This window comes from Streptomyces viridochromogenes DSM 40736, from assembly GCF_000158955.1.
GTDB classification, from domain to species: domain Bacteria; phylum Actinomycetota; class Actinomycetes; order Streptomycetales; family Streptomycetaceae; genus Streptomyces; species Streptomyces venetus.
Genome location: NZ_GG657757.1, coordinates 2,696,626 through 2,720,066, shown reverse-complemented (window position 1 = coordinate 2,720,066; position 23,441 = coordinate 2,696,626). Strand labels below are relative to the sequence as shown.

Below are 23,441 nucleotides of genomic sequence, written 5' to 3'. Positions count from 1 at the left end.
ACCACCGCGACCTGGGCGAGACCGGCCGCCCCGGTCAGTGCCGACTGGCGGGCCACCCGCTGGAGTTGGGCCAGCGCGAGCATGCCCTCCTGCATCCGGCTGCCGCCCGTGGCGACCAGCGGCACGACCGGCAGACGGTGCTCCCGGGCGTACGTGTACGCCGCCTCCAGCCGGTCCCCGGTGCGCTCGCCGAGCGAGCCGCCGAGGAAGCCGAACTCGAACGCGATCAGCACGGCCCGGACGCCGCCGACGCGGGCGGTGCCGCACACCACGGACTCCTGCTCGCCGGTGCGTTCGGCGGCACGGGCGCGCGAGGCGTCGTAGCCCGGCCAGGCGAGCGGACCGTCCGGCTTGGCGTCCCGTATCACCGAGGGGAGTTCCGCGAAGGTCGAGTCGTCCGTGACGGCGGCGACGACCTCGCGGGCGGAGAGCCGCTCAGCCATGGCCCAGCGCCCGCTTCATGATCTTCCCCATGTCGTTGCGGGGCAGGGCGTCGAGGTGGTGGACGACGCGCGGGCGCTTGTGCGGGGCGAGACGCCCGGCCACGTGGTCCGCCAACTCGTCGAGGGACGGCGGCGACTGGGGCTCCGCCGGGACGATCCACGCCACGATCCGCTCGCCCAGGTCGTCGTCCGGCTCCCCGGTGACAGCGGCCTCCCGCACCCCCGGGTGTTCCAGCAGCGCGTTCTCGATCTCCCCGGCCCCGATCTTGTAACCGCCGCTCTTGATCAGGTCGGTGGCCTTGCGGCCGACGATCCGGACGTAGCCGTCGGGGTCGCGCACCGCCATGTCGCCGGTGCGGAACCAGCCGTCGGCGGTGAACGCGGCGGCGGTGGCGTCGGGCCGGTTGAGGTACTCGGTGAACAGGTTCGGGCCGCGCACCTGGATCTCGCCGACGGTCTCCCCGTCGTACCCGGTGACCTCCGAGCCGTCCTCCTCGACCAGCCGCAGCTCCACACCCGGCAGCGGCACACCGACCGTGCCCGGGCGGGCCTCGCCGTCGGCCCGGACGCTGGTGTTCATCAGCGTCTCCGTCATGCCGTACCGCTCGATCACGCGCCGCCCGGTCGCCGTCGCGATCCGGCCGTGGTCGTGCACGGGCAGCGCGGCGGAACCCGACACGAGCAGCCGCGCCCCGGTCAGCGCCTTGACCAGGTCGGGGTCGCCGGTCACCGCCTCCGCGATGCGGTGGTACATCGTCGGCACACCGAACAGCATGGTCGCGCCGCCGCTCAGCTCCCGGGCCACGCCCTGGGTGCTGAACCGGCCCAGGTGCCGCACCGAGCCGCCGCGCCGCAGCGGGCCGAGCGTGCCCAGGACCAGCCCGTGCACATGGAACAGCGGCAGTCCGTGGACGAGTACGTCGTCGCCGGTCCACTGCCAGGCGTCGGCCAGCGCGTCCAGGGTCGAGGCGATCGCCCGGCGCGGGATGACGGCACCCTTGGGCGGGCCGGTGGTGCCGGAGGTGTAGACGATCAGCGCCGGGTCGGACTCGCGGGTGTGGTCCTCGGGGACGGGGCCGGTGCCGTGCACGTCCACGTCGAGACGCGTCAGGTCCCCCACGGGGGCGGGGAGTTGATCGTCCGGTGCCGTGAGCACCAGGTCGGGCGCGCTGTCGGACAGGATGTGCCCGAGTTCCTTCTCACCCGACTTCGGGTTGAGCGGCACGGCGGGCACGCCGGCCAGCAGCGCGGCGACGACGGCCACGGCGGTCTCCATGGTGGGGGTCGCCCAGACCGCGACCCGGCGGACGTCCCGGATGCGTGCGGCGGTCGCACCGGCCGCGGCGGCGAGTTCTCCGTAGGTCAGCGAGCGCTCGCCGAACCGTACGGCGGGCCGGTCACAGGAGCCGCCGGTCAGGGCCGGGAAGAGGGAGGTCACGCGTCACATCTCCTTAAACGTTTGCCTGTCCACTGGTCATCGGCTCGCTACCCCCAGCCGGGGACGACCATCACGAGCCACGCCGCCGCGGGGACGACCGCGACCACGATCCCTCCGTACACCATCAGCTGCCGGAAGAAACGCTCGCGGTCGACGTCCGGTGCGGCGGCGAGGACGAGTGCGCCGTTGGTCGAGAACGGGCTGACGTCGACGACCGTCGCCGAGACGGCGAGTGCCGCGATCATGCCGACGGCTCCGATCTCGCCGCGTTCCAGGAACGGCACGGCGAGGGGGATCAGGGCGCCCATGATCCCTACGGAGGAGGCGAAGGCCGAGACCAGGGCGCCGATGTAGCAGAGCAGGACGGCGGCGAGCAGGGGGATGCCGATGCCGCCCACGCCCTCGCCGGCCCAGGTGATGGTGCCCATCTCGTCGAGGACGCCCACGTAGGTGAGGACGCCGCAGATGAGGAGGACCGTCGGCCAGGCGATCTCGCCCACTGCCTTGCGGCTGGCCTCGGGCCAGGCGGTGCTGAGGAGGACGGCGAGGGTGATGGCGGTGAGGCCGGCGTCGAGGTCGAAGATCAGGACGGCTACGACCAGGGCGAGGAGGGAGATGAGGGTGGCGGTGCGGGCCGGGGTGAGGGTGGTTGATTCCGGGCTCAGCTTGGGTGGTGCTGAGGTCGGGGCGGTCCGCAGCCGGGCGGTGCCAGATGCCGCTGCGCCCGCCCTCCCCCAAGCTCTCGGCTTCTCCCCCGAGTTCTCGGCTGCGCTCGAACAGGGGGGACCCCCATGAGCAGGGGGGACCCCCATCGCCCCAGCGGCACGACTGCCCGCAGCTGGGGTCTCCTCCACCGCCCCCTGCGACCACAGCTTCATTCCGCCGCACACCACGAACACCACTGCCGCGATCACCAGGTTCGCGGCGAAGGACGCCAGGAACAGGACCACCTCGTTGCCCGGGAGTTTCTCGCGTTCGACGATGCCGTTGACGATCGAGCCGTAGATGCTGATCGGGGAGAAGCCGCCCTGTTCTGGGCGCCGTGGACGACCATCGCGCCCATCAGCAGGGGGCTGATCCCGTACCGCGCGGCGAAGCTCAGCGCGATCGGGGCGACGATCGCGACCGCGGCCGGGCTGACCGCGCCGATCGCCGTGAGCGCGCCGGTCAGCGCGAACATCACCCAGGGGATGAGCGCCACCCGCCCCCGCACGAGCCGCACCGCGGCGTGCACCAGCCAGTCGGTGGTGCCGTTGGCGCGGGCGATCGCGAACAGGTACGTGACGCCGACCAGGACGACGAAGAGGTCGCCCGGGAAGCCGGCGAAGATGCCGTCCGCGTCGAGGTCGGCGACGAGCCCGCCGACCCCGAAGGCGGCGGCGAAGGCGAGCGCGCCCATGTTGACGGAACGAGTGGTGGCGATGACGAACACCACGACGAGGACGAGGATCGAGATGAGTTCAGGGGACATACGGGCTCCCGTCTTTGGGCCCCGGAGCTGACTGGGAGCACCCCGTCGGTAGTGGACGAGTGGCTGAGCCACTTGAGGTGCGTTGGTCGAACAGCGTGGGCGCGGCCCGGGCGCGCGTCAAGAGGTCCGGCGAGAATTGGTTCAGCCACTCGGCCAGTGCGAGAGGCCGGTGTTACGCTCCCGACGAGAGGGGGACTCCGTGACCGACGCCCTGCGCCCCATGACGAAACAGCGGCTCTACGAACAGGTGCTGGAGCGGCTGCGCCAGTATGTCGCCGAGGGCGGCCTGCGCGCCGGCGACCGGTTGCCGCCCGAGCGGGACCTGGCCCAGCGGCTCGGGGTGAGCCGCGCCTCGGTGAAGCAGGCGATCGTGGTGCTGGAGGTCCAGGGCCTGGTGGAGGCCCGGCACGGCGGTGGCACCTACCTCGTCCGGGACAGCCTCGACACCGAACCCGTCGACCGCATGGTCGAACGCCGGCGGCGCCTCCCGGACGTGCTGGAGGCCCGGGAGGCGCTGGAGACGAAGCTGGCCGAACTGGCGGCCGAACGACGCACGGAGGAGGACGTGGCCGCGATGCGCTCGGCGCTCGCCCACATGTCGGAGGAGATCGCGGCGGGTGGTCACGGCGTCGAGGGCGACCGGTTGTTCCACGCGGCCGTGACGGCGGCGGCCCACAGCAGTCTGCTCGCCGAGTTCATGCGGTCGATCGCCGAGCAGATCGCCGAGAGCCGCACCGAGTCCCTCCGCCAGCCCGGCCGCCCGTCCCGCTCGCTGTCCCAGCACCAGGCCATCCTCGACGCGATCGCCGCACAGCAGCCCCGCCAGGCCGCCGCGGCCATGCGGCGTCACGTCCGCACGGTGGCCAAGGTGCGGCTGCTGGACTGGGAGCCGGAGGAAGAGGCGTGAGCCGCGGCTGACACCCGCGTCCGGGTCACGCCGCCACGACGTCCGCCACGACGCAGCTGACGTTGTCCGGCCCGCCGGCCTCGTTCGCCGCGCCGACCAGGGCCTCGACCGTCTCGTCCGGGGTGATCCGCGAGGTGAGGAGGTCGTGGATCCGGTCTTCGGGGACGACGCCCGACAGACCGTCGGAGCACAGCAGATACCGGTCGCCGGGGCGGGCGTCGTGCAGGCGGAGGTCCGGGAGCGCGTCGGAGCCCCCGCCCGTCAGGGCCTTCAGAAGCAGCGCGCGCTGGGGGTGGGACGTGGCCTCCTCGGCGGTCAGGCGCCCCTCGTCCACCATCGACTGGACCATCGTGTGGTCGTGGGTGATCCGGAACAGTTCGCCGTCGCGCAGCAGGTACACGCGGGAGTCGCCGATGTGCACCAGGGCCAGCCGGGAGCCCGTCCACAGCGCGGCGGTCAGGGTCGTGCCGATGTCGTCGGCGCCGTCGGCCACGGCCCGGACGGCCTCGGCCGCTCCCCGGACCGCGTCCTCCAGGAGGTTGAGGACCCCGCCCGCCGGGATCTCGTCGGTGTCCAGGAAGCGCAGCGCCTCCACGGCGGCACTGCTCGCGGGCCCGCCGGCCGGCCCGAAGCCGTCGGCGACCGCCAGCAGCCGCGTGCCCGCGTACGCCGTGTCCTGGTTGGCCGGGCGCACGCGGCCGGTGTCGGAGTGGGCGGAGTAACGAAGTTCCAGCATGGTGATGTCCTTTCCGGACTCCGGTGAGTCCGCCGTCAGGTGATCGACCAGGAACGCGGCGAGGTCCCTCCGTACCGCCGTCTCCGCCTCGACCCGCGCCCAGTAGGCGCGGATTTCCCGGGCGGCGGCCGTGGAGTCACGGTCGTGCAGTCGGCACACCTCGCGGATTTCAGCCAGCGGCATGCCCAGCCGCCGCAGCCACGCCACCAGCCGGGCCCGCTCCAGCTGCGTGACCGCGTAGTACCGGTATCCGGTGTCCGGGTCCACCCGGGCGGGCGGGAGCAGGTCCAGCTCGTCGTAGAGGCGCAGTGCCTTCGGCGAGAGCCGGCAGGCCTTCGCGAACGCGCCGATCGTCAGCATGTCCATGCGCCCCCCTGCTCTCCGCGCGGTCCTCGCGCTCTCCTGGTTCCGCCACCGATGCTGGGGCTTCACCGAAGGTGAAGGTCAACAGGGTGTCGCGGTTCCTGGGCGGCTTGTTAGCCTGCGCCGGAATCGATCGTTCGTCCGAGGATGGAGTCGCCGTGGCCGGCACCCCGCGCATCGCGCTCGTCACCTACGACCCCCGGGGCGAGGAGAGCAAGGACCGGGACCTGCCGGTACTCGCGGGCGCCCTGCGGGAGGCAGGGGCCGAGGCCGCCGTCGTCCACTGGGACGATCCCGAGGTGGACTGGGCCGGGTTCGACCTCGCCCTCATACGGTCCACCTGGGACTACAGCTGGCGGGCCGAGGAGTTCACCGCCTGGGCCGAGCGGTGCGGGCAGGTGACCCGGCTGGTCAACCCGGTGGACGTCGTGCGGTGGAACGCCGACAAGCGGTACCTCGGCCGGCTCGCGGAGGCCGGGGTGCCCGCCGTGCCCACCCGGTACTTCGCCCCCGGCGACCCGGTCGAGCTGCCCGCCGACCACGAGTACGTCGTGAAGCCCACCTCCGGCGCGGGGGCGCGCTATGCCGCCCGCTACCCGGCCGGGGAGCGTGACGCCGCCCTGCGGCAGGCCGAGCGGATGCACGCCGAGGGGTTCACCGTGATGGTGCAGCCGTACCTCACCGGCATCGAGACGCACGGCGAGCGGGCCCTGCAGTTCTTCGGCGGACGCCTGCTGCACGCCAGCCGCAAGGGCGCCGTCCTCGCGCCGGACACCCCGTACGACGCCGACAAGATCGCCCACCCGGACCTGCGCCCCTGGGAGCCGACGGCGGCGGAACTCGACGTCGCCGAGCGGGCCCTGGCCGCCGTACCCGGGCAGCCGGAGCTGCTGTACGCGCGCGTGGACCTCGTCACCGGCGAGGACGGGGAGCCGTGCGTGATGGAACTCGAGCTGATCGAGCCGAACCTGTTCCTGTGGCTGCACCCGGACTCCGTGCCGCTGGTCGTGAAGGCGATCCTGGCCGCCGCCGGCTGATCACCACGGACCACCACCTGTGGGGCATACGTCCCTCGTTGGGGCTTTTGGTGTAGTGGTAGCTCCATGCCCTCCGAGCGACACTCCTGGGCACCGCTGCTCGCGGTGTGCGCCGGGTACTTCATGGTGATCCTGGACGTGACGGTCATCAACGTCGCCGTTCCGGTGATCGGCCGGGAGCTGTCGGCCTCGCTCACCGGCATCCAGTGGATCACCGACGGGTACACCCTGGTCTTCGCCGGGTTCCTGCTGACCGGCGGCGCGCTCGGCGACCGGCTCGGCAACCGCCGGGTGTTCTGCGCGGGCGTGGTGGTGTTCACCGTGTCCTCGGCGGCCTGCGCGCTCGCGCCCGACGCCCCCTTCCTGGTGGTGGCCCGGCTGGTGGAGGGGCTCGGCGCGGCACTGATCGTGCCCGGCTCGCTGGCCCTGATCCAGCAGGCCTACCCGGAGCGGGCCGCACGCTCGCGGGCCTTCGGGCTGTGGGGCTCCATGGCGGGCATCGCGGCCTCCGCCGGGCCGCTGCTGGGCGGGCTGCTCGTCTCCACGGTGGGCTGGCGCTGGGTGTTCCTCATCAACCTGCCCGTCGGCGCGGCCTGCCTGGCGCTGACGCTGCGGCACGTGGCGCCCTCGCCCCGGCGCGCCGACCGGGCCCTGGACTGGCCGGCGCAGGTCGCGGTCGTCGCGGCGGTGGCGCTGCTGACCGCGGCGCTCAACGAGGCCGGACGGCGCGGCTGGTCCGACCCGGCCGTCCTCGCCGGACTGGGCCTGGCCGTGCTGTCCGCCGCGGCCTTCGGCCTGCGCGAGCGGCTGGCGCGCTCTCCCGCCCTCCCACTGAGCCTGCTGCGCTCACGCGCCATGAGCGGCGGCGCCGTCATCGGCCTGCTGTTCAACTTCGGCTTCTACGGCATGGTGTTCACCGCCAGCCTGGAGTTCCAGCACCAGCGCGGCTACAGCGCCCTCGGCACCGGTCTCGCCCTCTTCCCGGCGGTGGCGATGACCATGTTCGCCTCCGTCCTGTCCGGCCGGCTCACCCGCCGTACCGGCGACCGGCCGCTGGTCGTCTCCGGCATGCTCCTGGCCGCGCTGGGCCTGGCCGGCTGGGCCGCCGCGGGCGCCGACCCCGCCTACGGGCTCCTGGTGCTCCCGATGATGGCCGCCGGCTTCGGCACGTCCTTCGCCCTCACCGGCTCGACCGCCACCGTGATGGGCGCGGCCCCCCAGGCCTACTCGGGGGCCGCCTCCGCCCTGTTCAACACCACCCGCCAGGTCGGAAGCGCCACCGGCGTCGCCCTCGGCGGCAGCCTGCTCGCCTCCGCCGCGACCTACGGCACCGGGATCCGGACCAGCATGCTCATCGGGGCGGTGGCCTACCTGGCCGCCGCGGGCCTCGCATGGCGCTGCGTGCCCCCGAAGACCGAGCGCCCCGAGCAGGCCGAGCTTCCCGAGCAGGCCTAGAGCTCACGTATCCGGACGAACTCCTGCCCCATATCGCCCACTTGGCGGAAAGTCACGATGACCGCGTCGGGCGCGCCTCAGCCCTGACGGCCGGTGACCCCCACCCGCTGCAGCAGACCCCAGGTGAACTCCGCGACGACGTCCCGCCGCACGCCCCGCGCGTCCGGCGCGGTGAACGCCAGCCCCCACCGGGTCGGTGCCGTGCCCTCCAGGGGCCTGGCGGGGGCGAAGGCACGGGCCGCCTCGTCGACCGTGCAGGACCAGGGGACGAGATCGTCGAGCGTGCGCAGCCCGGGGACCTCGGCGCCCGGGGCGCGGACCAGCCACTCGTTCCACACGGCGCCGTTCGGGGCGGTCAGGACCTCGAACCGCAGGTCCGGCCAGAGGGGCACGGGCCAGAGCCAGGCCTCGCAGTCGAGATCACCGATCCGCCGGGCGGTACGGGACTCCGCTTCGCCCAGCACCTGGCGATAGCGGGACAGGGGCGCCCGGGAGCGCGGGGAGCGGACCATCGCCTGCCAGCGCCTGTTCGCCTCCCGCATGTCCGCGATGGACACCCCCAGCTCGTGGCGGGCGTCCTCCACCAGGCCGGGGTTGTGGTCGGCCATGCGGCGCAGCAGCACCAGTTGGAAGTCGAGCGGGGTGAAGGGGCTAGCGGGGCGCTTTCCGGAGGGCATGGGACCCATCGTCGCCCACCGGGGCGGAGCCCGGGCGGCGGCCGTCCGGCAGGAAGAGGACCGAGTTGACGTAGCGCGGGCCCCGCAGGACGGGGGAGGGCAGCACACGGCGGAGCAGACCGTGGGAGACGACGTGGGAGGTACCGGCCTGGTGGTCCTCCAGGGGGAACTTCGCCAGCGGCACCCAGGTGTCGCCGGGCAGCACCCAGCCGTCGTAGCCCAGCAGGGACAGGTATGTCACCACCGGCGCGATCGGCTGGATGCGGGACTCCAGCTCCACGAACAGGGCCGGACGGTCCCGGGCCAGCAGGCCCGTCGCGCCGCGCAGCACCGCCGGCTCGTTGCCGTCCACATCGATCTTGACGAAGCCGACGTCGCGCAGACCCAGCTCGTCCAGCGTGACGCACGGGACGTCCAGCGCCCGGCCGTGGATGTCCCGCCGCACCAGCGACGACACACCCCGGTCGCCCGCGTCGTCCGACGGCAGCCACAGCCGGGCGATGCCCGGCCGGTCCGAGGCCGCGGCGCGGATGACCCGTACGTTCGGCGGGGCCTCGGCGGCCAGCAGCCGGGCCAGGTGGGGCACCGGTTCGATCGTCACGACGTGCTCGGCGAGACCGGACAGCCGGTGCGTCCAGGGCCCGTACCAGCCGCCGACGTCCACCGCCGTGCCGCACTCCGGCGGGCACAGTTCGGCGAGCCGGGCCAGCTCCGGTTCGAACCGGGGATACAGCGCCCGGGCCGTCGCGGCCACCAGGCGGGTGGGCAGGAGGGGAGCGAGGCGGGCGGCCAGACTGGTCACGGCGCCATCCTCTTGAGGAGTTCCTCGTGCTCCTCGTCCGGCACCTGCTCGCCCGAGGAGGGCAGCAACTGCGGGATCCCGTCGACGATCGGATAGCGGCGTTGCAGACGCGGGTTGTACAGCGCCTCCTCCTGCTCGGTCGTCTGGGCCAGCAGACGCAGCGGGCCCTTGTCGAGCGGGCAGGCCAGGATCTTCAGCAGCGGGTCGTCGGGCTTCACGGTGAGGCCAACTCCTTGGCGGGTGGGGCGGGTCGGGGAGCGGTGTCGTGCTTCGGCATGGTCAGCAGCACGGCGACGGCCAGGGCCGTGCCCGCCACCCGCAGCGCGAGCCGCAGCGGGTCGCCCGGCAGGGCCTCGCCGAACGACAGCGTGCCGAGCACCGCCGTGAACAGGGAGGTCACGGTCGTGCACACCGGCACGATCAGCGAGGCCCGGCAGCGCTGCAGTGCCGCCTGCGACATCACCAGGCCGAACACACCGGTGAACAACAGCAGATACGGATACGGGGAGGTCAGCAGGTCCAGGACCGCACCGCCGATCCCGCGGCTCGTCAGACGGCTCGACACGCCCTTGATGGCCAGTGAGCTGACGCCGTACAGCAGGCCCACCGCCACGCCGTACTCGACGCCGGTCGTCGGACGCCGGTGCCGGTTACGGGCCCGCCGCTCGGCGGAGCCGTACAGCCACACCCCGGCCGCCAGCGACGGCACGCACACCAGCAGGATCAACGGATAGGGCGCCTCCTGGCCGACGGAGTCGGCGCCCTCGCGCAGCGACAGCACCACCATCAGCAGCGCGAGCAGGATCGCGCCCAGCGCGTACCGCTCCCGGCCACTCGTCTCCTCCCCGAGCAGCCGCGCCGACAGCAGCACGAGCAGCACCAGCCCGGAGACGAAGATGCCCTGCGCGGCGGCGATCGGCAGCGTGCGGTAGACGACGAGCTGCGCTCCGAAACCGGCGGCCAGGGAGAGCGAACCGCCGACCCACAGAGGGCTGCCGAGGACGAGGCGCAGCAGCCGGGCCGGCTCCCGGATCGTCACCTCGGGGAGGGCGGTGAGCAGCCCGTTTCTCCAGCACGAAGCCCAGGCTGTACAGGGTGTTCGCGAGCAGGCCGCTGCCACTCCTCCACCACATGAGCTACGTCCTCCTGGCGTGCAGCAGCAGGATCGACGCGAGCCGCGGCCCGGACACAGGCCCAGCCGGTCCAGGGGGCGCAGCGGGCGCGGTACGCCGTGGAAGGGGGCGCCTTCGAGCCGTACGACCTCGAACCCGGACGCGGCGACGAACTCCCTGAGCGCGCGGGCGGTGTAGAGGCGCAGGTGTCCCACGACCTCCTTGCCCGGGCGGCCGTGGATGCCGCGCAGGCTGACCTCCGAGAAGACCGGCTGCACACCGGCGAGCAGCAGGGCGCGGTTGTACCAGGCGGCCAGGTTCGGCGTGGACAGCATCAGATGCCCGCCGGGCCGCAGGATCCGGCGGATCTCGTCCAGCGCGGCGTCCGGATCGACGAGGTGCTCGATCACCTCGCTGAACAGCACGGCGTCGGCCGACCCGTCGGCGAACGGCAGCCCGCCGCCGGTGAGTTCACCGCGCACCGCGTACGGGACGCGGGTGCGGGCGCGTCTGAGGGCGTCCTGGGACCAGTCGACGCCGATGACGCGATGGCCGGGGAGGAGGGGCGCGGCGGTGGCGGCGGCGGTGCCGTCGCCGCAGCCGACGTCGACGACGGTGCGGGTGCCGTCGGCGGCCGGGCCGAGGGCCCGGGCCAGCATGCGGGCCTGGCGGATGCTGCGCGGGGTGCCGGAGGCGACCGGCACGGCCGGGTTCTCGTAGAAGTCGCGCAGGTCGCGGGGCGGGGGCGCGGTGGTGGAGGCCGTCGTCGGTGTCGACGGTGTCGTGGGCGTCGTCGTCACGGGGTCACCTCCGTGGTGTGCAGGTAGTGCTCGAAGAGGTCCCGGAGATGGGCGCCGTCGCCGTGGCTGAGCAGGGACCGGGACCAGCGCAGGGCCAGGTGGAGGCGGCCGGCCGTGGAGGCGGTGGTGACGGTGAGGCCGCGCGGCATCCGGGCCGGGGCCGAGAACCACACCGCGTGCGCGCGGCCCGCTTCCGCGCCGAAGTCCAAGGGGTACGGAATGCGGCCGATGTTGCTGAGCAGGGTCGTCGACGTCCAGGGGGCTGCCGCCCTGCGCAGGGTGCGGGTGAGGGCGGCGCGGGCGGCGACGGGGGCCCAGGGGGCGGTGAGGAGAGCGGCGCCGTGGCCCAGCTGCGGGCGGGGCAGGGACTTCAGGGCGCGGGTCCGCTCCGCGGTGCGGCGGATCAGGGCGGGCATGTCGGTGACGTCCAACTCGGTCGGCAGGAAGGGCACTTCGACGAGGCGGGTGCCGTTGCCGATGGGCATCGAGGCGTCGCGCGGGCGGTCGTCCACGGGCATGGTGATGCGCAGCGGGCGGCGGGGGCGGATGCCGTGTTCCCGGTTCCAGTGGGCGACGGTCAGGGCCGTGGTGACCATGAGCTGGTCGTTGACGGTGTAGGGGGAGCCCTTCGGGCGGTGGGGGAGAGGGAGCTCGGTGACGAGCAGGCCGTTGCCGGGGGAGGGTTCCGGTGTGCCTTGTGCGACTCGGGCGGGGGGCGACCAGCTGGTCGGGATGTCCTTGGCTTCCTGGGGGGCTTGGGGTGTACGGGTGGGGGGTGCGGTGGGGGAGTTGTCAGTGCCGCCGTAGAGCTCCGCGGCCGTTGCCAGGACGCGGAGGCAGGCTGGGCCGTCGAGGGCGGTGTGGTTGATGGTGAGGACTAGGACTGTGCCTTGGGTGGTGCTGGGTGTTGGTGCTGGGGGCGGTGCGTTGCGCAACCCGGCGGAGCGGGGTGCGGCTGCGCCCACCCTCCCCCAAGCTCTCGGCTTCTCCCCCAAGTTCTCGGCTGCGCTCGAACAGGGGGGACCCCCATGAGCAGGGGGGACCCCCATCGCCCCAGCGGCACGACTGCCCGCAGCTGGGGCGACTACCTCCAGGCGTATCGGTGGGGACATCGACAGGGGCGGGGCCTCTGCCAGGGCTCGCGTTCTGGCGTCCTGCAACGCACGCGGGCCTGCCGGTGTGAAGGTGATCGCCTCCGTGTCCGGCTCCCCCGTCAGCTCCCACTCGTAGCGGCGTCGGTACCACGGCCCCCTGGCCTCCCGCATGAGAATCCGCGGATGCCGGTGCAGGGCCTCCGTGAACGCCTTGCGGAGGCGGGGCTCGTCGAGAGTGCCCGGGAGGTGGACCTCGATGTGGACCGTTTCCGGTTCCTCCTCCTGGAGGCAGTGCCGGGAGACCTCGTCCACCACCGGGAACGGGATGCGGGTCGGAGACGTCATGCGGGGTCGGTCCTCTCCGGGGCGGGCTCGCGCAGGCTCACCAGGCCCGCGAACAGGCCGATCAACGCGAGCAGTTGAGCCACGTGGCCGAACGCGCCGTCACCCGCGCCCACCGGCTCACCGGCCCCGGTCGCCGCCGCGATCCCCGCACCCGCCAGGGCCACGAACGCGATCGGCACCAGCAGCGTGTGCCGCCTGGCCGCGAGCAGCGCCAGGGCCGGGACCAGCAGCGCGAACCAGCCCGCGATCACCACTGCGACCAGCGTCAGCGCCACCGTCCCGAGCCACAGGCCGGGCAGCGGCGGAGCCGGTTGCGGGGCGTCGGGGTTGGGGGCCCGGCGGCGCCACAGGGCCAGCCCCAGCAGCACCGCGATGCCGGCGCCGCCGCCGATCAGACCGGCGTCGTAGGTCGTGGCCGGCTCGTACGACAGCTTGACCGTGCCGCCCGCCCCGGCGGGGATCCGCCAGCCCTGCTGCCAGCCGTCCAGCCGCAGCGGAGCGAGCTCCTTGCCGTTCAGCGTGGCCTTCCAGCCGTCGTTGTGGTTCTCGTAGGTCGTCAGGTACGAGGCCGCGCCCGAGCCGACCGTCACCTCGCGCCGGTCGCCCAGCCAGTCCCGCACCCGCAGCTCGCGCCCGGCCGCGGCGGCCTCCGGGACCGTCCCGCGAGTCAGCGTCACGTCCGTCAGCGCGAGCGGACCCGCGTCACCGCCCTCCAGCCGGTGCTCGCCCGACCCGAGCTCCACCTCGGCGTCGTCCCGCCCCTGCTGGCACAGCGTCAGCTCGATGGAACGCCGTTCCACGAGGTCCCGGACCGTCCCCTTCGCGCCCGTCTGGTAGAGCTCGCCGTCCAGCGCCACGTCGGGGCCCTTGCCGCACGGCAGGGAGAACTTCCGGGTGCCGTCCGGCTGCGGGGTGCGGTACTGGTCGAGGGCCGGGAGGTACGCCTCCGTCAGACCCACCGGGAGGCGCAGATCCTCGTCGGCGACCGGGTTGTGCAGGGTCAGCGGGGCGGCCCCGGTGATCGTGACGTCGAGCCGGTCCGTGGTGATCGGCGGGAAGCGGACCCAGCCGTTCTCGTCGACACCGGCGATGGCCGCGCCGTCCGGGGAGCTGATGTGCACCTCGGACGCGCGGGTGGACAGCCCCCCGGCCGGTGCCAGCACCAGTTCGCCGACCGGCTGCTTGCCCTCCCAGCTCAGGTGGATCGTCGGCCGGTCGCCCGCGATCCACGCCGTCGTCAGGTCGCCGTCGGTGAGGTTGCGCGCCGCCAGGCCCGCGCCGAGGCTCGCCGTGGAGTCGGCCGTCGCGACGATCCGCGACTGCTGCTCCGGCGCGACCTCGTACAGCAGCCGGTCGAGTTCCCCACCCGGCACCGGCACCGCGCTCGCCGTCACCTCGTACGTCCCGCCGGCCGGTGTCGTGAAGCGGCGGTGCAGGCCGGCCTCGGTGCCGGTCGCGGAGAGGCCGGTCGGGTCGGACGCCCGGTGCAGGGAGACGACCGTGGCGGCCGGTGCCGCGTCGTCCGCGTCCGTCGGGAGCCGCAGCAGCCGGGTCACCCGCACGTCCGGCAGGCCGATCTCGGAGAAGCCCGCTCCCGTGAGACCGGCCCGCCGCTCGACCGAGTCCACGATCGTCAGCCTCATCCACCGCGTGGCGCCCTCGGGGGCCTTGATCCGCTGTGTCATGCCGTTCGGCTGGAGGAAGCTCGTCCGCGTGCCCTTCTCCGTCTCGACCCGCACCTTCGTCGCCGCCGCCCGCACGCTCTCCTGCGGCAACGGCGTGACCTCGAAGGAGGACGGCATGGTGTAGGAGCCGGTGAAGCCGATGCGCAGCCACTGCCCGTCCGGCGTGTCCGGCGCGCCCTCCGTCCAGGCCGTGTCCGGGTTGCCGTCGAAGGCGTTCACCGGGTCGAACTGCGGCAGGTGGAAGAGCCAGTTGCCGTACGAGGACGCCGTCACCGAGCGGGCGCCGCGCAGTTCGGCCACCGTCTGGTGGTCGGCGCCCTCGGCGGGCAGGATCTGCCGTGGCTTCTCACCCGGGTCCTGCTGGGCGTCGGGCGCGTTGCGCTCGTCGCGCGTGTACGTGTACGACGTGTTGGCGTTGACCAGGCCGAACCGGGTGTCGGCGCGCCGCATCCCGTCGCCCAGCACCTGCACGGCCTCAGTGCCGAGTCCCGGGTGGTTGTCCCCGGTCAGGACGGCCGGCCGCCCGCGCAGCCGGGACGCCAGCGGCAGCAGCGCCTCCGGGCCGCCGGACACCACGGCCGTGTCGGAGACCGGCAGCAGCCCCGCCTGCCCGGGACGCAGCACGTCGTCCCCGGTCGGCCGGTAGATCTCCACCGCCCGCTGCCGCGCGTACAGTCCCTCGACCTGGAGCGGGGCGTCCTGCGCGATCCGCCCGCCGGTCATCACCGGCCCCAGCCCCGTCACCCGCTCGTACCCCGACTGTTCCAGCGTGCGCTTCACGGTCGTGGTCGGCACGGCCCCGATCTGGTCCGGATCGAGATCGTTGCGTACGACGACGTAGTACAGCCCCGCCCGGCTCAAGTAGTCGGCGAGTCCCGGCACTTCGCTCCCGGTCATCAGCGCCTGCTCGACCGCGTCCATCGCGCGCCGGTTGCCCGGCGTGCCGAACGGCACGTAGTCGCGCTGCGCCCAGCGGGACTCCGCGAGCACGTCGAGCGGCTGGTCGATCGGCGAGCCCCAGGTGTACATGCCGTGCGCGGTGGCCGGGACGACCAGGGCGCGCGAGTCGGGCGAGTACTTCTCCAGCCAGTCGGCGGTGGCCTGCCAGTAGGTGGGCAGCTTCCGGAACGAACCCGGATTGAGGATCGAGCCGTTGAGGTACGGCCACAGCAGCCCCGGCAGGATCAGCACGGCCGCGACCAGCGGGGCGAAACGCCGCCCGCGCACCGGCCGGGCACCGCGCGCCTCGGCCGCCACACCCAGCAGATGCGCCAGGCCCAGCATGAGCGCCAGGGCGAGTCCCGTCTGGAACTTGTAGATGTTGCGGAACGGCGACAGCCACCCGTCCAGCCAGCCCTGCATCACTGCGTGGAACGGCGCCCCGAACGCCCCGCCGTACCCGGCGAGCAGCACCAGCGCCGTCACCAGCACGGTCAGCACGAGCCACCGCCGCTCGGGCATGTCCCGCCGGGCGAGCCCCGCGAGCCCCAGCCCGGCCGCGAGCGCCGAGCACACGATCACCACGATCGACGAGGCCACGGCCCACCCGGCGGGCAGCCACGCCTCACCGAAGTGCAGATAGGCGACCCAGTTCCCGGCGCCGCGCAGCGCCTCGGCCGCCGACATGGTGTCCGTGGTCGTCTGCGAAGTCTCGATGTAGGGCAGGAAGTTCTCGCCGTAGACGCCGAGCAGCAGCAGCGGCACCCACCACCAGGCCGTCACCACGATCACGGCCGGGGCCCACCAGGCGATCAGCTTGCGCTGCCGCGGCCCGGGCGGTCTGGACAGCAGGTACAGCCCGACGGGCAGCAGGGACGCCAGGGTCGCGGACGCGTTCACCCCGCCCATGAACGGCACGAGCAGCGCCGACCGCAGGGCGGCCACCCGGGCGGTGTACCGCTCGTTCGTCAGCGGCAGCAGCACCCACGGCAGGAACGCCCCGGGCAGCGCCGCGGCCGACGTCGAGCCGATGACGGTCGTGAACACCGGCCACAGCGCATACGCGACGGCCCCCAGCAGCCGGGAAGCCCCGCTCCCCACCCGCAGCCGCTCGGCCAGCCGCAGCGCACCCCAGAAGGCGACGGACACCACGACCGACAGCCACAGCCGCTCCGCCAGCCACACCGGCAGCCGTACGAGATCGCACAGCCAGTAGAACGGCAGCATCGGCCACAGATAGCCGACGTACTGGTCCTGGATCCCGCCGAACCCGGCCCGGTCGTGCCACAACTGCCCGAGATCGGCGAGGAACTGTCCCGGATCGACCGTGACACCCAGCTTGGTGTCGAAGGTCTGCCGCCCCGGTCGCACCGCCAGGAACAGCACGAACACCACGGCCCAGAAACCCAGCAGCCAGCGCCGCGACCGGGGGCCCTCGGGCGGCCCCGACGCGGTGGCGGTGCTGGGGACGGCTGCCGGTGGAGGAGCCTGGACCGTGGTTGTCATGAAGGACACCGCCGCAGGATGAGGAGGAGGTTCCAGGTGGCGAACTCGCGGATCCCGGGCGCTTTGACGACGGCCTCCGCGAGGAACGGCCAGTAGCGGGAGCGCGCCGAGACGACCGTGACGTCGCCCCGGGCCCGCACCTGCCGCAGGGTGGAGCCGATGTGCACCGCGAACAGGTTCTCGCCGAGCGTGTGCTTGGCGGGCCTGCCGGTCCGCCGCGCATAACGGGCCCGGGCCCGCTCGGCGCCGAAGTAGTGCCACGGGGCCCACTCGTGCCCGCCCCACGGCGACAGCCAGTTGGTGAACGACACGTAGATCAGCCCGCCCGGCCGGGTCACCCGGACCAGCTCACTGAGGAACGTCTCCGGATCGGCCACGTGCTCCAGCACGTTGGAGGAGAAGGTGACGTCCGCGATGCCGTCCCGGAGCGGCAGCAGATACCCGTCGGCGACGACTGTGCCGTCAGGCGGCTTCTCGCCCAACTCGGCCATGTCCGGCTCGAACAGAAAGGCATGGGCACCGCGCCGCCGGAACTCCGCGGTGAAGTACCCACTACCGCCGCCTACGTCCAGGACGGTAGCGCCGGCGACAGGACCGCCGTAGGCCTCGACCTGGTCGGCGGCGTCGCGGGCGAGCAGCGAGTAACAGGATTCGGGCTCGTCCTGTTCGTGGAGGAAGGCACGAAACAGGGCAAGAGATCTTCGAAACGAGGGATTCTTCAACGTAGTTGAGGGGCGCGGGGAACTGCGCGACCAGCCACGACGGACCGCAAGCCGCCTCACGGCCCCCAGCCCCTCACCGCCTCCGTGGCAACAACCCTGAACTGCCGCACAGTCCGATCCCACCGAAACTGTGCCGCCCGCTCCCGGGCCACCTTCCCCATCAACTCCCGCCGCCGCCCGGCCAAGGTCAGCGCACACCACGCCGCGGCGAACGAGGACTCACCCCGGGCGAGAACTCCGGTCTCACCGTCCACCACGGAGTCCTTCAGCCCGGGCACGTCGAAGGCCACACTCGGTGTCTCCCGAGCCGCCGCCTCCGTGACGACCAGCCCCCACCCCTCCACGGCGGAGGGGTGCAGCAGCAACCAGGCGGCACACAGCAGCCGGTGCTTCTCGGCCTCCGTCACGTATCCGGTGAACTCCACACCGGGACCGGCGAGTTGCTCCAGACGCTCCCGCTCCGGCCCGTCCCCGACGATCACCAGCCGCCCGCCGGTCACCGGCCGCACCCGCTCCCACAACCGCAGCAGCAGATCGATCCGCTTGTACTCGACGAGTCGCCCGACCGCGACGAACAAGGGTTCCGGCGACCGGTCGGCCCTCGGCCCCGGCTCCTCGACCCCGTTGTGCACGACCCGGATCCGCTCCCGCTCGACCCCGATCTCCCGCAGCGCATGGGCCGTCGAGGACGACACGGCGACCAGCAGGCCGCGCTGCCGCGCCCCGGTGAGTGCCCAGTGTTCGAGTCTTCGGCCGATCCGCGCGGCCGGGGCCAGCGGCCCGCCGAAGCGCATCGACCACAGGTCCGTATGGACATGGTTGACCAGGCACAGCGTGGGCCCGTGGTGCCACAGCGGCGCCAGGTACGGCATGCCGTTGCACACCTCGACCAGCAGATCGCAGTCACCGACCTGGCGGGCGAAGGTGGACCGGGCGCGCAGGTAGTGGCCGTACGGGCCGCCCGCCGACACGACCCGGTAGTCGCGGAAGGCCGCGGGGCCCCCGCACAGCAGGGTCACCTGGTGGCCCAGGCGGGTCAGGCCGTCGGCGAGCTTGTCGACCAGCAGCTCGGAGCCGCCGGCGGACGGGTTGTCCAGATCGCGATGAGCGAGGAAGACGATCCGGCGCGGATGTGGGGGGAGCGCCGGGGGGTGCTGCGGCACGCTGGGGAGCGTGGCATGCAGCGAGGACGGTACGTGCTGGGGCATGGGTGCTCCAACTCGTCTCGGGGTGCGGAACTCAGCGTGGGGAAACGTGGGGGGTGGGGTCGTCGCGGGGAAGTCGGCCTGTGGGGGGCCTGGGATCTTCCTGGGAGGGGAGTGTGGACGGGTTGTGCTCGGGTGGGGTTGGACAGTTTTCGCCCGGACGTTCTCCACGGCTACTCACCGGCGTGACAATTTCGGGCTTTGTTGGAGCTGACGTTGTGTCACATCGTGAGGGTGGGCTGGGGCGTATCGGGCGTTTCGGACGGAGTGGGCTGCTCCGGCTCCTTCCGCCCACGCGCCACCAGAACGCCGCCCAGTACCGCGAGCACGAACCCGGCCACCGCCGCCCCGATCGGCAACGTCACGCCGATCAGGCGCAGTTGGCCGCTGTCCCGCTCGGCCTGCCGTACCGCTTCCTTCTGCGTCTCAGTCGTGAAGGAGATCTTCCGGCTGTCCAGCAGCACCGCCGCGTCCTTCTTGCCGCCCGGCGCCCGCAGGGTGCGCCTCGGCCCGGTCTGCGCGTAGAGCACCCGGCCGGTGGCCTGGTCGACGACCAGCTCGAAACCGTGGTTGGAGTACCACTCCTCGGCCAGCACCTGCGGCCGCTTCGGCTGGTCGACGATGCTGCCCGGCACCATCCGCGTACCCGTCCTGGTCGGCGGCACCGACCCGGTGAACCGGTAGCCCGTGTAGCCCTGGACCTTCTCGGTGCCCCGGTAGCGCAGCACGATGGTGTCGCCGAGGGAGTTGTCCCACCACTGGTACGAGCGTTTGCGCACGTCGAAGGGGAACTTCAGATAGGCCTCGCCCTCGATGTACGGCTTCTCCCCGCAGCAGTGCGCCGGCCGGGTGGTCTTCCGGTCCATCACCCAGCGGTGCGGTATGAACTCCAGTGCGTCGTGCGGGTCGGCGGCCGGCAGTGACTTGTCCGTGTCGACGGTGGTCGTCACGTCCCAGACGGTCTTGCCGCTGCGTTCGCTGTCCTCGACGTTGCCCCGCACCCGCTGGGTCACGGTGATCTTCCGGTCGGGCACCGTCTCGATCCGGTCAGTGTCGAAGACGCTGCCCTTGCCGGTGTAGACGGCGGTCGTGTCGATGTCGATCGGGTTCACCGCGGCACGCGGTTCCACGTACCAGGCGAGCAGGGGGGCCAGCACCAGCAGGAACGTGCCGAGACCCAGCAGGACCAGGGAAAACGGAGAGGTTGTACGGCGCATCCGGGCACTCCAGTGGCTTGGGACGGCTCGACGTACGAGAAGACCGGCACGGCGTGGGACAGAGCGCGTGCGGTTGGGCCGGGAACCGTAGGCCGCTCTTGACGGAGTGTCAATGCTTGTTGAGACTGGGCGCGACAGGCAGGGACGGGGTGCCGGGGTGGGGACGACCTCCGGACGATCTCCGGACGGATCCGGACAGAGAGGCTGACCCTGCTATGTCGAGACTGCTCGCTGCCACGCTGACCGTCGCGCTCGCCGCCGCGCTCGCCGTGGGTGCCGCGCTGGGCGTCGTCGCACTGCTCGAAGCCACGCCCGAGCAGCCGAACACGCCCCTGATCACGTACGAGCGGACCGGGCAGGGGAGTTGACGGATGACGGCCGCCCGCACCGGAACCGTCACCCCGCGCTCGGCCTGGCACGACGTACCGCGCTTCCAGGTGCGCCGGTTCGCCGCGATCGCCATGGCCGAGGCACCCGCGCTCGCCGAGGAGATCCTCGGCGAGATCCAGCGCGAGTACCCCCATCTGCCCTTCGTCGTCGACGACTCCGGCGAACCGATGGCCCTCGTCGGCATCCGCCGCGCCATCGAGGTCTTCGTGCAGCACCTGGAGCACTCGGAGGGGCGGCCCACCGTCCCGCCCGGCGTCTTCCAGGACTTCGGCCGCGGCGAGGGCCTGAACGGCCGCTCGCTCGACTCCCTCCAGGCCATCTACCGCATGGGAGTACGCCTTGCCTGGCGCCGTCTCGCCGACATCGGCCAGCGCGTGGAGATCCCGCCCCCGGCGATGTACGAACTCGTCGACGCGGGCTACGAGTACCTGGACGGCCTGGTCGACCAGTCCGTACGCGGCTACGCCGAGGCCGCGGCCCGCCAGGCCGGGGAACGCCTGCGCCTCCAGCGCCGCCTGATGGAACTCCTCCTGGCCGAGCACCACCGCGGCGACCCCTCCGAGGCCCTGACCGAACGGGCCGCCCGGATCGGCTGGCCCCTGCCGTCCAAGGTCGCGGTCGGCGTCCTGCTCCGCCCCGCCCGGGAGGCCATGGCCCCCGCGGTCGGGCAGGGCGTCCTGCTCGACATGGAGTACGAGCAGCCCCGCATGGTGGTGCCCGAGCCGGACGCCAAGGGCCGCCCCGAGCTCCTGCACCGCGCCCTGGCCGGCTGGTCCGGCGCGATCGGCCCGCCCGTCCCGCTCATCGACGCGGCGAAGTCCCTGCGCTGGGCCGAGGCCGCGGTACGCCTCATGGAACGCGACCTGCTCCCCTCGGGCGAGGTCCTCCACTGCACCGAACACACCGAGGCCCTGGTCCTTCTCCAGCCCGAGGAACTGATCGACGACCTGGCCCTGCGCTGCCTCGCCCCCCTGACCCACTGCGGCCCCACCCACGGCCGCCGCCTCGCCGAGACCCTCCTGGCCTGGCTGGAAACCCGCGGCGGAGCCCCCGAGGTCGCCACCCGCCTCGGCGTCCACCCCCAGACGGTCCGCTACCGCCTCCGCCAGATCCGAGAACTCTGGGGCGACGAGATCGACGACCCCGACCGCCGCTTCGAACTGGAACTGGTACTGAGGGCACAGCGACTGCGGGGGGAGCTGGGAGCCGCGCGGGGACGCCGCTGACCCGGACCGGCGATTTCGCTCTGGGGCCGTGATCGGCGCCTCTGCCCATTGCCCGGGCAAACCTCTATGGCTAGCCTGTGTTCGTCATGCCGATCGCCTGTTGATATCTCGAACACAGGCGCCTGAGACACATAGGGAGGGGGGCCGGTCGTGGGACGCCTTGTACCAGCCGTGACCCGGGCTCTCGACATTCTCGAGCTCTTTCTCGACGGGGACGGGACGCTGTCCGCCCCCGATATCGTGCGCAAGCTCCAGCTGCCGCGCACGACCGTGCACGAGCTGGTGACCACGCTCGCCGCCCGGAAGTACATCGTCCCGGTGCCCGGCCAGCCGGGACGCTACCGGCTCGGCGTACGCCCGTACCAGCTCGGCGCCCGTTACGCCGAGCAGCTCGACCTCGCCGCCGAGGGGCAGCAGGTCGCCCGGTCGGTCGCCGAGACCTGCGATGAGACGGTGCACGTGGCGATCCTGGAGGACACGGACGTCATCTACATCGCCAAGGTCGACTCCACGCACGCCGTGCGGATGGTGTCGGCGGCCGGGCGCAGGCTGCCCGCCCACTGCACCTCCGTCGGCAAGATGCTGCTGGCCTCCCTTCCCGAGCAGGAGCTCGCCGCGCGGATCCCCGACGGCGCCGAGCTGGTCGCGATGACCCCCAACAGCATCACCGACCCGGGCGCCCTGCGCGAGACCCTGGCGGAGATCCGGCAGCGGGGCGTCGCCGTGGAGAGCCGCGAATCCAACCCGGACGTGAGTTGCGTGGCCGCGCCGGTCCGCGACCGCACCGGGCAGGTCGTCGCCGCCCTGTCCATCTCCGTGCCCATGATCCGCTGGAGCGAGGAGCGCCTCGCCGAGCTGGAGCAGCTCGCCGCGAAGGGCGCCGCCGAGCTGTCCGAGCACCTCGGCCACCGGAGTGTGGCATGACGACGACGTCGTACGAGGTCGCCGTGCGGGCCGAGGCCGAGCTCGGCGAGGGCCCCACCTGGGACGCGGCCACCGGCCGGCTCCTCTGGATCGACATCCTCGGCTCCCGCGTGCACACCTACGACCCGGCCACCGGGCGTCGCACGGTCCGCCGCACCGAACAGCACGTGGGCGCGGTCAAGCCCCGCGCCGGCGGCGGACTGGTGCTGAACCTGCGCGACGGGATCGGCCTCCTCGACGGCGATTCCGACGGCGATCGCGACGGCGGCTTCCGGTGGCTGCACCACGAGCCCGTCCCCGGCCGCCGCGCCAACGACGCCGCCATCGCCCCCGACGGCACGCTCTGGGCCGGCACCATGCGCTACGACGAGGCACCGGGCGGCGGCACCCTGTCCCGGATCGGAGGGGACGGCTCGGTCGAGGTGATCCTCGACGACGTGGCGGTGAGCAACGGCACGGGCTGGAGCCCGGACGGCCGGCTGATGTACTACATCGACTCGCCCACCCGCCGCATCGACGTCTTCGACTTCGCGGACGGACAGGTGTCGGGGCGGCGGACCCTCGCCGAGATCGAGGACGGCGCCGGATTCCCCGACGGCCTCACCGTCGACGCGGAGGGCTGTGTGTGGGTGGCCCTGTGGGAGGGCGCCGCGGTACGCCGCTACACGCCGGACGGCGAGCTGGACCGGGTCATCCCGCTCCCGGTGCCCCGCGTGACGGCCTGCGCCTTCGCCGGCCCCGACCTGACCGACCTCTACATCACGACGGCCCGCGTCGGCCTGGCGGCACCGCCGCCGCTCTCGGGGTCGCTGCTGGTCGTGCCCGGCGCGGGCAAGGGACTGGCCCAGCCCGCGTTCGCCGGCTGAGAAGGCGACAGCGACAGCACGCGAGGACGGGGCGGGCACGGGCACCGGCGCGCCCCCCGTCTCAGCGTCCTGTCTCGGTTC

The 23,441-nt window shown here is 72.9% G+C and carries 20 protein-coding genes and 2 pseudogenes; 7 read left to right on the top strand and 15 right to left on the bottom strand.

Translation table 11 applies throughout. The annotated features are described in order from the left end of the window. From SSQG_RS11915 to SSQG_RS43985, 4 genes are all read right to left on the bottom strand, one after another. A partial coding sequence (locus tag SSQG_RS11915) for a carboxyl transferase domain-containing protein (RefSeq protein WP_003990010.1) occupies positions 1 to 443 on the bottom strand: 443 nt, incomplete at its 3' end. Beyond that, entirely contained in the window at positions 436 to 1,881 is a 1,446-nt protein-coding gene (locus SSQG_RS11910) for an acyl-CoA synthetase (protein ID WP_003990009.1), read from the bottom strand. The genes SSQG_RS11910 and SSQG_RS11915, both read right to left, overlap by 8 nt. Positions 1,882 to 1,928: 47 nt before the next feature. Then, entirely contained in the window at positions 1,929 to 2,831 is a 903-nt protein-coding gene (locus tag SSQG_RS43990) for an SLC13 family permease (protein ID WP_425314992.1), read from the bottom strand. Next, positions 2,792 to 3,352, bottom strand: a complete 561-nt coding sequence (locus SSQG_RS43985; protein ID WP_425314991.1) for an SLC13 family permease — start codon at positions 3,350 to 3,352, stop codon at positions 2,792 to 2,794. The genes SSQG_RS43990 and SSQG_RS43985 overlap by 40 nt, the downstream gene beginning before the upstream one ends. A 199-nt stretch (positions 3,353 to 3,551) precedes the next feature. On the opposite strand from SSQG_RS43985, the gene SSQG_RS11900 reads away from it, so the two are divergent. Beyond that, the gene (locus SSQG_RS11900; protein ID WP_039932451.1) at positions 3,552 to 4,259 is read left to right on the top strand and encodes a FadR/GntR family transcriptional regulator; all 708 of its coding nucleotides are present in this window, start codon (positions 3,552 to 3,554) and stop codon (positions 4,257 to 4,259) included. Between the two features lie 25 nt (positions 4,260 to 4,284). Here SSQG_RS11900 and SSQG_RS11895 read toward each other — a convergent pair whose 3' ends face one another. Next, positions 4,285 to 5,361 carry a MerR family transcriptional regulator gene (locus SSQG_RS11895; protein WP_003990006.1) on the bottom strand — a complete coding sequence of 359 codons (1,077 nt, stop codon included), beginning with the start codon at positions 5,359 to 5,361 and terminating at the stop codon, positions 4,285 to 4,287. Between the two features lie 155 nt (positions 5,362 to 5,516). Here SSQG_RS11895 and SSQG_RS11890 point away from each other — a divergent pair, with 155 nt between their 5' ends. Further along, positions 5,517 to 6,395 (top strand): ATP-grasp domain-containing protein, encoded by an 879-nt coding sequence (locus SSQG_RS11890; RefSeq protein WP_003990005.1) that lies wholly within the window; start codon positions 5,517 to 5,519, stop codon positions 6,393 to 6,395. Positions 6,396 to 6,461: 66 nt separating this feature from the next. Beyond that, the gene (locus tag SSQG_RS11885) at positions 6,462 to 7,850 is read left to right on the top strand and encodes an MFS transporter (protein WP_003990004.1); all 1,389 of its coding nucleotides are present in this window, start codon (positions 6,462 to 6,464) and stop codon (positions 7,848 to 7,850) included. A 77-nt stretch (positions 7,851 to 7,927) separates the two neighbouring features. Here the strand turns inward: SSQG_RS11885 and SSQG_RS11880 are convergent, their stop codons facing one another. The 10 genes and pseudogenes from SSQG_RS11880 to SSQG_RS11840 all read right to left on the bottom strand — a co-directional run bounded on the left by SSQG_RS11880 (position 7,928) and on the right by SSQG_RS11840 (position 19,954). Further along, entirely contained in the window at positions 7,928 to 8,536 is a 609-nt protein-coding gene (locus SSQG_RS11880) for a hypothetical protein (protein WP_003990003.1), read from the bottom strand. Continuing rightward, positions 8,502 to 9,329: an FkbM family methyltransferase gene (locus tag SSQG_RS11875; protein WP_039932449.1), complete on the bottom strand. Its 828-nt coding sequence runs from the start codon at positions 9,327 to 9,329 to the stop codon at positions 8,502 to 8,504. The genes SSQG_RS11880 and SSQG_RS11875 overlap by 35 nt, the downstream gene beginning before the upstream one ends. After that, positions 9,326 to 9,547, bottom strand: coding sequence for a Trm112 family protein (locus SSQG_RS11870; protein WP_003990001.1), 222 nt, complete (start codon positions 9,545 to 9,547; stop codon positions 9,326 to 9,328). Before SSQG_RS11870 ends, SSQG_RS11875 begins: the two co-directional genes overlap by 4 nt. Beyond that, a pseudogene (locus SSQG_RS11865) lies at positions 9,544 to 10,462 on the bottom strand (hypothetical protein). The gene SSQG_RS11870 and the pseudogene SSQG_RS11865 overlap by 4 nt, the downstream one beginning before the upstream one ends. A gap of 3 nt (positions 10,463 to 10,465) precedes the next feature. Beyond that, positions 10,466 to 11,241: pseudogene (locus tag SSQG_RS39040) on the bottom strand (methyltransferase domain-containing protein). Further along, positions 11,238 to 12,680, bottom strand: a complete 1,443-nt coding sequence (locus tag SSQG_RS11860) for a hypothetical protein (RefSeq protein WP_003989998.1) — start codon at positions 12,678 to 12,680, stop codon at positions 11,238 to 11,240. The pseudogene SSQG_RS39040 and the gene SSQG_RS11860 overlap by 4 nt, the downstream one beginning before the upstream one ends. Beyond that, positions 12,677 to 16,810, bottom strand: a complete 4,134-nt coding sequence (locus SSQG_RS11855; protein ID WP_039932447.1) for an alpha-(1->3)-arabinofuranosyltransferase — start codon at positions 16,808 to 16,810, stop codon at positions 12,677 to 12,679. The genes SSQG_RS11860 and SSQG_RS11855 overlap by 4 nt, the downstream gene beginning before the upstream one ends. Beyond that, the gene (locus tag SSQG_RS11850; protein ID WP_003989996.1) at positions 16,807 to 17,532 is read right to left on the bottom strand and encodes a class I SAM-dependent methyltransferase; all 726 of its coding nucleotides are present in this window, start codon (positions 17,530 to 17,532) and stop codon (positions 16,807 to 16,809) included. The genes SSQG_RS11855 and SSQG_RS11850 overlap by 4 nt, the downstream gene beginning before the upstream one ends. A gap of 56 nt (positions 17,533 to 17,588) precedes the next feature. Continuing rightward, positions 17,589 to 18,740 carry a glycosyltransferase family 4 protein gene (locus tag SSQG_RS11845; RefSeq protein ID WP_003989995.1) on the bottom strand — a complete coding sequence of 384 codons (1,152 nt, stop codon included), beginning with the start codon at positions 18,738 to 18,740 and terminating at the stop codon, positions 17,589 to 17,591. Between the two features lie 218 nt (positions 18,741 to 18,958). Beyond that, a complete protein-coding gene (locus tag SSQG_RS11840) occupies positions 18,959 to 19,954 on the bottom strand; it encodes a DUF3068 domain-containing protein (RefSeq protein ID WP_003989994.1) in 996 nt (331 codons plus the stop codon). Positions 19,955 to 20,169: 215 nt separating this feature from the next. Between SSQG_RS11840 and SSQG_RS41775 the strand changes: the two genes are divergently transcribed. From SSQG_RS41775 to SSQG_RS11825, 4 genes are all read left to right on the top strand, one after another. Continuing rightward, positions 20,170 to 20,322 carry a hypothetical protein gene (locus SSQG_RS41775; protein WP_167545784.1) on the top strand — a complete coding sequence of 51 codons (153 nt, stop codon included), beginning with the start codon at positions 20,170 to 20,172 and terminating at the stop codon, positions 20,320 to 20,322. Between the two features lie 3 nt (positions 20,323 to 20,325). Then, complete coding sequence (locus SSQG_RS11835) at positions 20,326 to 21,570, top strand: helix-turn-helix domain-containing protein (protein WP_003989992.1); 1,245 nt, start codon at positions 20,326 to 20,328, stop codon at positions 21,568 to 21,570. Between the two features lie 150 nt (positions 21,571 to 21,720). Beyond that, positions 21,721 to 22,494, top strand: a complete 774-nt coding sequence (locus SSQG_RS11830) for an IclR family transcriptional regulator (RefSeq protein WP_003989991.1) — start codon at positions 21,721 to 21,723, stop codon at positions 22,492 to 22,494. Next, positions 22,491 to 23,360, top strand: a complete 870-nt coding sequence (locus SSQG_RS11825; protein ID WP_003989990.1) for an SMP-30/gluconolactonase/LRE family protein — start codon at positions 22,491 to 22,493, stop codon at positions 23,358 to 23,360. Before SSQG_RS11830 ends, SSQG_RS11825 begins: the two co-directional genes overlap by 4 nt. The last annotated feature ends 81 nt before the right edge of the window (positions 23,361 to 23,441 follow it).

Excerpts from the sequence above, each read along its gene's own strand:
- SSQG_RS11860 (WP_003989998.1), bottom strand. The coding sequence starts at position 12,680 with ATGACGTCTCCGACCCGCATCCCGTTCCCGGTGGTGGACGAGGTCTCC.
- SSQG_RS41775 (WP_167545784.1), top strand. The coding sequence starts at position 20,170 with ATGTCGAGACTGCTCGCTGCCACGCTGACCGTCGCGCTCGCCGCCGCG.
- SSQG_RS11880 (WP_003990003.1), bottom strand. The coding sequence starts at position 8,536 with ATGGGTCCCATGCCCTCCGGAAAGCGCCCCGCTAGCCCCTTCACCCCG.
- SSQG_RS11855 (WP_039932447.1), bottom strand. The coding sequence starts at position 16,810 with ATGACAACCACGGTCCAGGCTCCTCCACCGGCAGCCGTCCCCAGCACC.
- SSQG_RS11835 (WP_003989992.1), top strand. The coding sequence starts at position 20,326 with ATGACGGCCGCCCGCACCGGAACCGTCACCCCGCGCTCGGCCTGGCAC.
- SSQG_RS11845 (WP_003989995.1), bottom strand. The coding sequence starts at position 18,740 with ATGCCCCAGCACGTACCGTCCTCGCTGCATGCCACGCTCCCCAGCGTG.
- SSQG_RS11885 (WP_003990004.1), top strand. The coding sequence starts at position 6,462 with ATGCCCTCCGAGCGACACTCCTGGGCACCGCTGCTCGCGGTGTGCGCC.
- SSQG_RS11840 (WP_003989994.1), bottom strand. The coding sequence starts at position 19,954 with ATGCGCCGTACAACCTCTCCGTTTTCCCTGGTCCTGCTGGGTCTCGGC.
- SSQG_RS11825 (WP_003989990.1), top strand. The coding sequence starts at position 22,491 with ATGACGACGACGTCGTACGAGGTCGCCGTGCGGGCCGAGGCCGAGCTC.
- SSQG_RS43985 (WP_425314991.1), bottom strand. The coding sequence starts at position 3,352 with ATGTCCCCTGAACTCATCTCGATCCTCGTCCTCGTCGTGGTGTTCGTC.
- SSQG_RS11895 (WP_003990006.1), bottom strand. The coding sequence starts at position 5,361 with ATGGACATGCTGACGATCGGCGCGTTCGCGAAGGCCTGCCGGCTCTCG.